The organism is Staphylococcus devriesei, from assembly GCF_002902625.1.
Classification (GTDB): domain Bacteria; phylum Bacillota; class Bacilli; order Staphylococcales; family Staphylococcaceae; genus Staphylococcus; species Staphylococcus devriesei.
Map to the genome: position 1 here is coordinate 1 of NZ_PPRG01000090.1, position 6,922 is coordinate 6,922.

At 34.0% G+C, this 6,922-nt stretch carries 17 protein-coding genes; 14 read left to right on the forward strand and 3 right to left on the reverse strand.

Annotated features, from left to right (window positions below; translation table 11 throughout):
* The first annotated feature begins 105 nt into the window (after positions 1-105).
* Positions 106-297, forward strand: coding sequence for a hypothetical protein (locus CD147_RS11225; RefSeq protein WP_103167538.1), 192 nt, complete (start codon positions 106-108; stop codon positions 295-297).
* Positions 298-309: 12 nt separating this feature from the next.
* Complete coding sequence (locus tag CD147_RS11230) at positions 310-543, forward strand: Thoeris anti-defense Tad2 family protein (protein ID WP_103167539.1); 234 nt, start codon at positions 310-312, stop codon at positions 541-543.
* On the opposite strand, the gene CD147_RS11235 is transcribed toward CD147_RS11230, so the two are convergent.
* The gene (locus CD147_RS11235; protein WP_103167540.1) at positions 529-867 is read right to left on the reverse strand and encodes a hypothetical protein; all 339 of its coding nucleotides are present in this window, start codon (positions 865-867) and stop codon (positions 529-531) included. The two genes, CD147_RS11230 and CD147_RS11235, sit on opposite strands and share 15 nt — an antisense overlap.
* Positions 868-954: 87 nt before the next feature.
* Between CD147_RS11235 and CD147_RS12160 the strand changes: the two genes are divergently transcribed.
* Positions 955-1,116 (forward strand): hypothetical protein, encoded by a 162-nt coding sequence (locus CD147_RS12160; RefSeq protein WP_160149156.1) that lies wholly within the window; start codon positions 955-957, stop codon positions 1,114-1,116.
* Here the strand turns inward: CD147_RS12160 and CD147_RS11240 are convergent.
* The gene (locus tag CD147_RS11240; RefSeq protein ID WP_103167541.1) at positions 1,097-1,300 is read right to left on the reverse strand and encodes a hypothetical protein; all 204 of its coding nucleotides are present in this window, start codon (positions 1,298-1,300) and stop codon (positions 1,097-1,099) included. The genes CD147_RS12160 and CD147_RS11240 overlap by 20 nt on opposite strands.
* A 77-nt stretch (positions 1,301-1,377) precedes the next feature.
* Between CD147_RS11240 and CD147_RS12165 the strand changes: the two genes are divergently transcribed.
* Complete coding sequence (locus CD147_RS12165; RefSeq protein WP_167409755.1) at positions 1,378-1,524, forward strand: hypothetical protein; 147 nt, start codon at positions 1,378-1,380, stop codon at positions 1,522-1,524.
* Here the strand turns inward: CD147_RS12165 and CD147_RS11245 are convergent.
* Positions 1,521-1,751: a hypothetical protein gene (locus tag CD147_RS11245; RefSeq protein WP_103167542.1), complete on the reverse strand. Its 231-nt coding sequence runs from the start codon at positions 1,749-1,751 to the stop codon at positions 1,521-1,523. The genes CD147_RS12165 and CD147_RS11245 overlap by 4 nt on opposite strands.
* Positions 1,752-1,809: 58 nt before the next feature.
* Between CD147_RS11245 and CD147_RS11250 the strand changes: the two genes are divergently transcribed.
* From CD147_RS11250 to CD147_RS11295, 10 genes are read left to right on the forward strand one after another with little or no spacing between them, the layout of a single operon-like run.
* Positions 1,810-2,133, forward strand: coding sequence for a DUF771 domain-containing protein (locus tag CD147_RS11250; RefSeq protein ID WP_103167543.1), 324 nt, complete (start codon positions 1,810-1,812; stop codon positions 2,131-2,133).
* Complete coding sequence (locus CD147_RS11255) at positions 2,130-2,321, forward strand: hypothetical protein (protein ID WP_103167544.1); 192 nt, start codon at positions 2,130-2,132, stop codon at positions 2,319-2,321. The genes CD147_RS11250 and CD147_RS11255 overlap by 4 nt, the downstream gene beginning before the upstream one ends.
* Before the next feature lie 50 nt (positions 2,322-2,371).
* The gene (locus CD147_RS11260) at positions 2,372-2,626 is read left to right on the forward strand and encodes a hypothetical protein (protein WP_103167545.1); all 255 of its coding nucleotides are present in this window, start codon (positions 2,372-2,374) and stop codon (positions 2,624-2,626) included.
* Positions 2,583-2,807: a DUF2483 family protein gene (locus CD147_RS11265; protein ID WP_103167546.1), complete on the forward strand. Its 225-nt coding sequence runs from the start codon at positions 2,583-2,585 to the stop codon at positions 2,805-2,807. The genes CD147_RS11260 and CD147_RS11265 overlap by 44 nt, the downstream gene beginning before the upstream one ends.
* A complete protein-coding gene (locus CD147_RS11270) occupies positions 2,797-3,423 on the forward strand; it encodes a Sak single strand annealing protein (protein ID WP_240621115.1) in 627 nt (208 codons plus the stop codon). The genes CD147_RS11265 and CD147_RS11270 overlap by 11 nt, the downstream gene beginning before the upstream one ends.
* Positions 3,423-3,857: a single-stranded DNA-binding protein gene (locus CD147_RS11275; RefSeq protein ID WP_103167547.1), complete on the forward strand. Its 435-nt coding sequence runs from the start codon at positions 3,423-3,425 to the stop codon at positions 3,855-3,857. Before CD147_RS11270 ends, CD147_RS11275 begins: the two co-directional genes overlap by 1 nt.
* A gap of 11 nt (positions 3,858-3,868) precedes the next feature.
* Positions 3,869-4,543 (forward strand): putative HNHc nuclease, encoded by a 675-nt coding sequence (locus tag CD147_RS11280; RefSeq protein WP_103167548.1) that lies wholly within the window; start codon positions 3,869-3,871, stop codon positions 4,541-4,543.
* Positions 4,540-5,250, forward strand: a complete 711-nt coding sequence (locus CD147_RS11285) for a helix-turn-helix domain-containing protein (RefSeq protein ID WP_103167549.1) — start codon at positions 4,540-4,542, stop codon at positions 5,248-5,250. The genes CD147_RS11280 and CD147_RS11285 overlap by 4 nt, the downstream gene beginning before the upstream one ends.
* Complete coding sequence (locus CD147_RS11290) at positions 5,247-5,606, forward strand: hypothetical protein (protein WP_061815648.1); 360 nt, start codon at positions 5,247-5,249, stop codon at positions 5,604-5,606. The genes CD147_RS11285 and CD147_RS11290 overlap by 4 nt, the downstream gene beginning before the upstream one ends.
* Positions 5,599-6,834 carry a DnaB helicase C-terminal domain-containing protein gene (locus tag CD147_RS11295; RefSeq protein WP_103167550.1) on the forward strand — a complete coding sequence of 412 codons (1,236 nt, stop codon included), beginning with the start codon at positions 5,599-5,601 and terminating at the stop codon, positions 6,832-6,834. Before CD147_RS11290 ends, CD147_RS11295 begins: the two co-directional genes overlap by 8 nt.
* Positions 6,835-6,922: the final 88 nt, after the last annotated feature.

A 6,922-nucleotide genomic window follows, 5' to 3' on the forward strand; every position in this document is an offset into this window, starting at 1 on the left:
TACAGATAGTCAGATAGATACAGCAGAAAGACATGGAGATTACGGAGTTTTAGAAAGACTAGCTTAACCCACAATCGAACAAACAACTTAAAGGAGGAATAAAAAATGAATAAAAAGATAAACTACGTAAAAATAGCGCTCTTAACTATCATCTTGGCAGACCTAGTTAAGAACACTATTAAAAAGAACAAAGCAACAATAACTACTGAGTCGTTTGTTATACCGAAAGACCCTGAAAATGCTAATGATTCTGCTCATCGTCTTTTAAAAGCAGCATCGCAGTATTGTAAGAAATAGAAGGAGGTCGCTATGAATATACAAGAGGCAACAAAGTTAGCTATGGAAAGAGGTAAACCAATTTATCGCTCATCTGAATTTGAAACATTTAGAAAACCAGGAGACAACTTAGAGCTTTTACCTACAAATAGTTATGGATACGTAGTTGTGAAGCCAAGGCCAAAAGCCTTCTATCCATTGTGGCAACCAATGGCAGAAGACTTATTAGCTGATGATTGGGAAGTGGTGGGTCTAAAAAAGAATTAACTTTTTCAATTCATTAATCCTTTTTAGAACTTTATTTAGGTTCTTTGTATAACGATTTTGCATTTCAGCTATAGCTAATGGTTCAAGTATAAATTCCGGATAACCATTCATTGTGGGTTTCGGTGTATTTAAATAGCCGTGGTTTGAAAGTTCCATTAAAGCTAAATGAAAATCTTCTGAATTTATACCAATAAAATAATTATCACGAACACTATGTTCATCTTCAAAATATCTTGCTTCTCTTTTGGTTTTACCATCTTGAATATCGTCTTCATAACAACGATAAAGTTGAAGTAAAACAAACTCAGCTTCATTAGTAAGCACAATAACACCTCCTCATAAGGAGTATAGCAGAAAGATAAATTTATATATTAACCCACAATCGAACAACCAAATTAAGGAGGATGCAAAATGCAAGAGGAAATTAAAGGTTTAGAAATAAATTTAAATATTAATGTAAAAAAACGCAATGAACTAAATGAATTGCTGGAGACAATTCAAAAAGACATTGCAGCTTTAAAGAATGATTTTGACAAATTAAATCAATTTAATATCAAGTTCGATTTAGAGTGATTTCAGAAGAGCAACTCGGACATTTAGCTTTGTAATTTCTGAATTTGAAAGTTCGCTTTTTCTCACAGATAGGACATTTCATCTTCTTATCGAATTTAGCTAATTGTTTATTAAAAGCTTTTCTAAAGTCTTTATCGAATTGTTTTTCATCAAAATCAATGGAAACATTTGACTTTTTATCCATAAGCATCACCTCCTTTCAAAGGAGATAACTCATTATACCAAAGCAATCGAACAAACAACTTAAAGGAGGAAATGGAAATGCAAGAAGATTTATTAAGAATTAATCCAAATGAAATGTATTTAACAATTGATTATTTATTAAAACAAATTCAAAAAAATCCAGACCCACAGTTGATTGAGGCAACTGCGAATCTGGTGAATGCGTATAAAAACGTCACTAATTAATTCGGAAAGAAATCAGTTCCAACGTTATTAGTTGTATTGATATTGAAATAAATGACTTTATTTAAATCAATAACTCTGTTCTTAGGTTCTAAAACGTGAATATAATCATTTCCAGTATGGTCGGTAGCCAATTTTCTGATTAATATTTCTTCGTTATTTACTAATTTTAGAGTTAGAGAATCGATGTTTTCAATATCTAAATAACTAGTAATCAAATTTCTATTCATAATACGCACCTCCCTTCATAAAGGGATAACCAAATTATACACGAAAGGAGTATCTAAGATGACGCAAACTTTAACTGTATCTGTACCAATACCCGACACACACGTACTTGTCGCTAAAGATGAATACGATGAGTTAATAAACTACTCACTAAATCCAGTCTGGGACTTAAAAGAATTGAAACGCAAATTGAAAATGTCATCTGACGACACTATCAAAGACAGATTGTTATTCAATCCGAAGTTTGAAAAATTACTCAAAAAGCAGGGTATCGCACATTACCCAGATGAAAGTTTGAACCGTTGGAGATTCAACGCTAGAAAGATGAATAAATTTATCGAAGAACATTTCGAAGAAATATATGGAAAAGGGGAGAGGAAATGACTAGCACAGATAAAACAATTTTAATCAGTGGCATGATGTTCAACGTAGTATTTTTCCTGCTCATGCTAGCCGAATTAGTGATAACTAAAGCAGCAGGATATGCGTTGCTCAGCGCGATAGCAACGTATGTGTTCTTCGAATATGTGTACTACGCACAAAAAAAGACTGAAACTCACGGCAATGAGTAACAGTCAATCAGAAAAATATACAACTTAATCGTATTACAAGGAGTGTAATTATGCAAGAGTTCGCAGTAACAAAAGATGAATATATAGAACTTCTATCTTATCGTGCAAAAGCAGAAAAACTAGAACTGCAACTTGAACATGCTGCTAATCAATTAGAAACAGCGTATGACCATATAGCCGTTTTGAATAAGTTAAATACTAGTAAAAGTGAAAGGATAGCGCATGAGAAAGCTAAATACAAACGATTGGAGGCCTATTTAGATGAAACAATCCGTAACGTATTTAATCAAACTGAAAGACCGTAATTTATGGATAACTAATAAGCCAACAGATAACTTTCCTGCAATTAAATATTCAACCGAAAGACGTGACGCAAAGGAATTTGACGGCTTAGACAACGCAACAATAGATATGACTAATCATATAGCCATTAAAAAGACCGTAACTGAAACAACTGAATACGAGGAGGTTGAAAATGATTACTGATAAACCTAATTTCTCAGATAAGTTCAGAGAATTAAACAGTAGAGATGTTAGCGCTCATGTTGAGAAGAAACAGGACTTGAACTACTTATCGTGGGCCTACGTTCAGCAAGAATTAACTAAAGAAGATCCAAACTATTCAGAAAGAGTAATTGAGTTTCCCTATCCAGATAGTACCAATGAGAACTTTTTCGTTCCTTATCTCAAAACAAATGAAGGTTACATGGTATGTGTCGAACTAACAGTATTTGGAGTAACTAAACGTGAATGGTTGCCAGTTTTAGATTACCGAAACAAACCAGTAGCTATTGGTAGCTCCACTGCAATATTCGATATTAACAAAGCGATTAAGCGATGCATGGTTAAATGTGCAGCTAAGTTTGGACTAGGTAACTACTTATATTTAGGCGAAGAAGCACCTGATGTAAGTGATGAATTAAAAGAATTACTCGATAAAGAAGCGAATGAATTCATTAAGATTGCAGAAGAAAGTGATAAGGGCAGTCAGTTCGAAGTTCAAATTAAAAAACTTAAAAACATGGACGTAGATACATTAAATAAGCAAGATATCAAAAAAACTAGAAACCTTATTAATACATGGTTAGGAGAGATTAAATAATGATAAACAGAGTAATTTTAGTAGGAAGATTAACGAAAGATCCTGAGTATAGACAAACACCAAACGGAGTAGATGTAGCTAATTTTACACTTGCAGTGAACCGTAATTTCAAGAGTAAAAACCGTGAGCAACAAGCAGCAGATTTCATCAATGTAGTTGTATTCAGAAACCAAGCACAAAATGTAAATAATTACCTTTCTAAAGGCTCATTAGCAGGTGTAGATGGACGCATTCAATCACGTAGCTATGAAAACAAAGAAGGCCAACGTGTATTCGTAACAGAAGTAGTAGCAGATAGTGTTCAATTCTTAGAGCCGAAGAACAATAATCAACAAAACAACCAACCTCAACAACAGCAAGGACAAGCACCAGCAAATAACAATCCGTTTTCTAACAACAATGCTGATATCGATACGGATGACCTTCCTTTTTAGGACTGATATAAATGGCGAAAATCAAGAATTACATTACTCAAGATGACGGTACGACTACCGTTGTCATTGAGGGTGTAGAACTAGACAACAAAACTTCACTTTTACTCGATAACGGGTTTGAAGTAGAAGTAGATGTGCAGGTCGTAGACCCATTCAGAATTACCGACAAACAACGCAGGAAGATATTTGCACTTGTAAAGGACATAGAGGCTCATACAGGAACACCTATGGACTATATGAGGCATTTATTCATCGAATACGTTCGGACGTACTACGGCTACGACAAGCGCATCTCATTAAGTGATTGCACACGTACACAAGCAAGCCAAATTATCGAGGTTACATTGGACTGGATATTTCATAACGATATACCACTTGCATATAAAACAAGTGACTTACTCAAACAAGATAAATCATTTTTATATTGGTCAACAGTCAATCGTAACTGTGTGATTTGTGGCAAACCACATTCTGACTTAGCACATAGATATGCCGTAGGTAAAGGTCGTAATCGTGACAAGATAAATCATGTAGGCAACCAAGTATTAGCACTATGTAGAACTCATCATAACGAACAGCACCAAATAGGAATGGATACATTCAATAATAAATACCACTTAATAGATAGCTGGGTGGATGTGGATGAACGACTAAATAAAATGCTGAAAGGAGTGAGAGATGATTGAAAGAACAACCTAACTATTACTCAATCATTCCAGCACACGTTAGATACGATAAAGAGTTAAAACCAATGGAAATCATCATGTATGGAGAATTAACTGCTTTATCTAATAAATACGGTTATTCATATGCTAGCAATAACTACTTTGCAGAATTATATAACGTTCATAAGAAAACTGTATCTACTTGGATAAGTCATTTAAAAGAAAAAGGATATATCGACACAGTAGTTATTAGAGACGAAAACATGACAATAACCGAACGAAGAATTTATATTACAGCACCCTATCCATTAAATCATGGAGAGGGGTATCCACAAAAAAATGGAGAGCCTATCCATAAAAAGACGGAAGAGAATAATACAAGAGAGAATAATACAAGTATAAATAGTGACAGTGACACGTCACAAATCTTTCAGTTAGTTAGTAAAGAATTAGAAATGATACAAAGTCCTTTAAAAGTACAGGAGTTAGAAGATGAACTCAATCTTATTAAAGGAAATAAATTAGAAATAACAACAGTAGCTATTAATTACTGTAAACAAAATAAGAAAGGTATTAACTACCTAATTAAAGTATTAAGAAATTGGAATAACGAAGGTGTAGATACTAAAGAGAAAGCACTAGATAAAGTGACGCCTAAGAAAAAGAAATCTAATGAAACTGAAGATGTATTTGCAGCAATGAAAGAGAAATTAGGTGTTAACGAATGAGTATGACTAAACAACAAGCATTCGAAATTATAGATAAAGTAAGACGTATTTATAATATGGAATTCGATACTCCTAAATTAGAAACATGGATAGACGTATTAAGTGAAAACGGTGATTACGAACCGACACTTAAAACAGTTAAAAACTACATTAACAGTGGCAACTCATATCCACCTAACTTACCTAAAATCATGAGAAAAGCACCTAAAAAACTGGAATACGAAGAAGAACCAGAAGATGTAAAAGAGCATCATTGGAAAATGAAAAATGATCCAGAATATGTAGCTGCAAGAAAAAAGTTACTCGATGAATTTAAAGAACAGCTAAGAAAGTTTGAGGTGAACAACTATGAATGAGCGTAGAGATATTGAAAGTACGATTATTGCAAGTTTACTCAAGAAACCTGAACTTATCGAAAAGCTACGTGTTAGACCTTATATGTTCTATTACGACGATTTTAGAGTGTTTATGGAATATGTGTTTGAAGTCGGTAAGGTAGATCATCAAGAAATATTCCTAGAAACATCGAAGAATAAAAATTTCTTAGACTTCGACACAATACAAAAACTCTACAATTCAGATTTTATTGGCTATGGCATATTTGAACGTTACCAACAGAGTTTATTAGAAGCCTATCAGGTATCTCAAGCGAATGAAGTTATTAACGAGTTTAACCAATCACAAAGTATAAAGTCATTTGAAACAATGCTTACTGACTTAAATGAAGTATCAATGATTAGCGCAACAGATGAAACGAGTACAAAGAAAATCGTTGATGAGTTTGTAGAAGAGTTGTATAGCGATGAACCTAAGAAAGTGATCAAAACAGGCTATCCACTAATGGACTACAAAATAGGTGGTTTAGAGCCTACACAGTTAGTTGTAATCGCTGCACGACCTTCAGTAGGTAAAACAGGTTTTGCACTCCAAATGATGCTTAACATCGCTAAACAAGGCTATAAGACATCGCTATTTAGTTTAGAAACAACAGGCGTAGCAATATTAGAGCGAATGCTATCAACCATTACTGGTATTGAACTGAAACGTATTAAACAAAAAGCTGATTTAACCTATGATGATTTAACAAAATTAACCAAAGGTGCAAGCGAAATATTAAAACTTGAGATAGATGTCAATTCACAAAGTAATGTAAGCACTCAGGAAGTCCGTAAGCAAGCCATGAAGAACAAAGATAAGCAACAGGTGATATTCATCGACTATCTTCAATTAATGGAAACAGATAGCAAATTAGACCGTAGAAATGGCATTGAAAAAATCAGCCGTGATTTGAAAATCATAGCAAACGAAACTGGTGCAATTATTGTTTTACTTTCACAACTCAGTCGTGGAGTAGAAAGTCGAAATGACAAACGTCCTATGTTATCTGACATGAAAGAAGCAGGAGGTATAGAAGCAGACGCAAGTTTAGCCATGCTTTTGTACCGAGACGATTACTACAACCAAGACGCGCAAGACGATTTCGGTAAATCAACTGTCGAATGTAACATAGCTAAAAATAAAGACGGCGAAACAGGCGTGATTGAATTTGATTACTACAAACGCACACAAAGGTTTACAACATGACAGTAATTGAGTTTCAGAAGTTGCTGGGAAAGTTGTACCGAGAAGATTACCGAGATGATCCAATCATAGCTAAAAACTTTATTGAGCT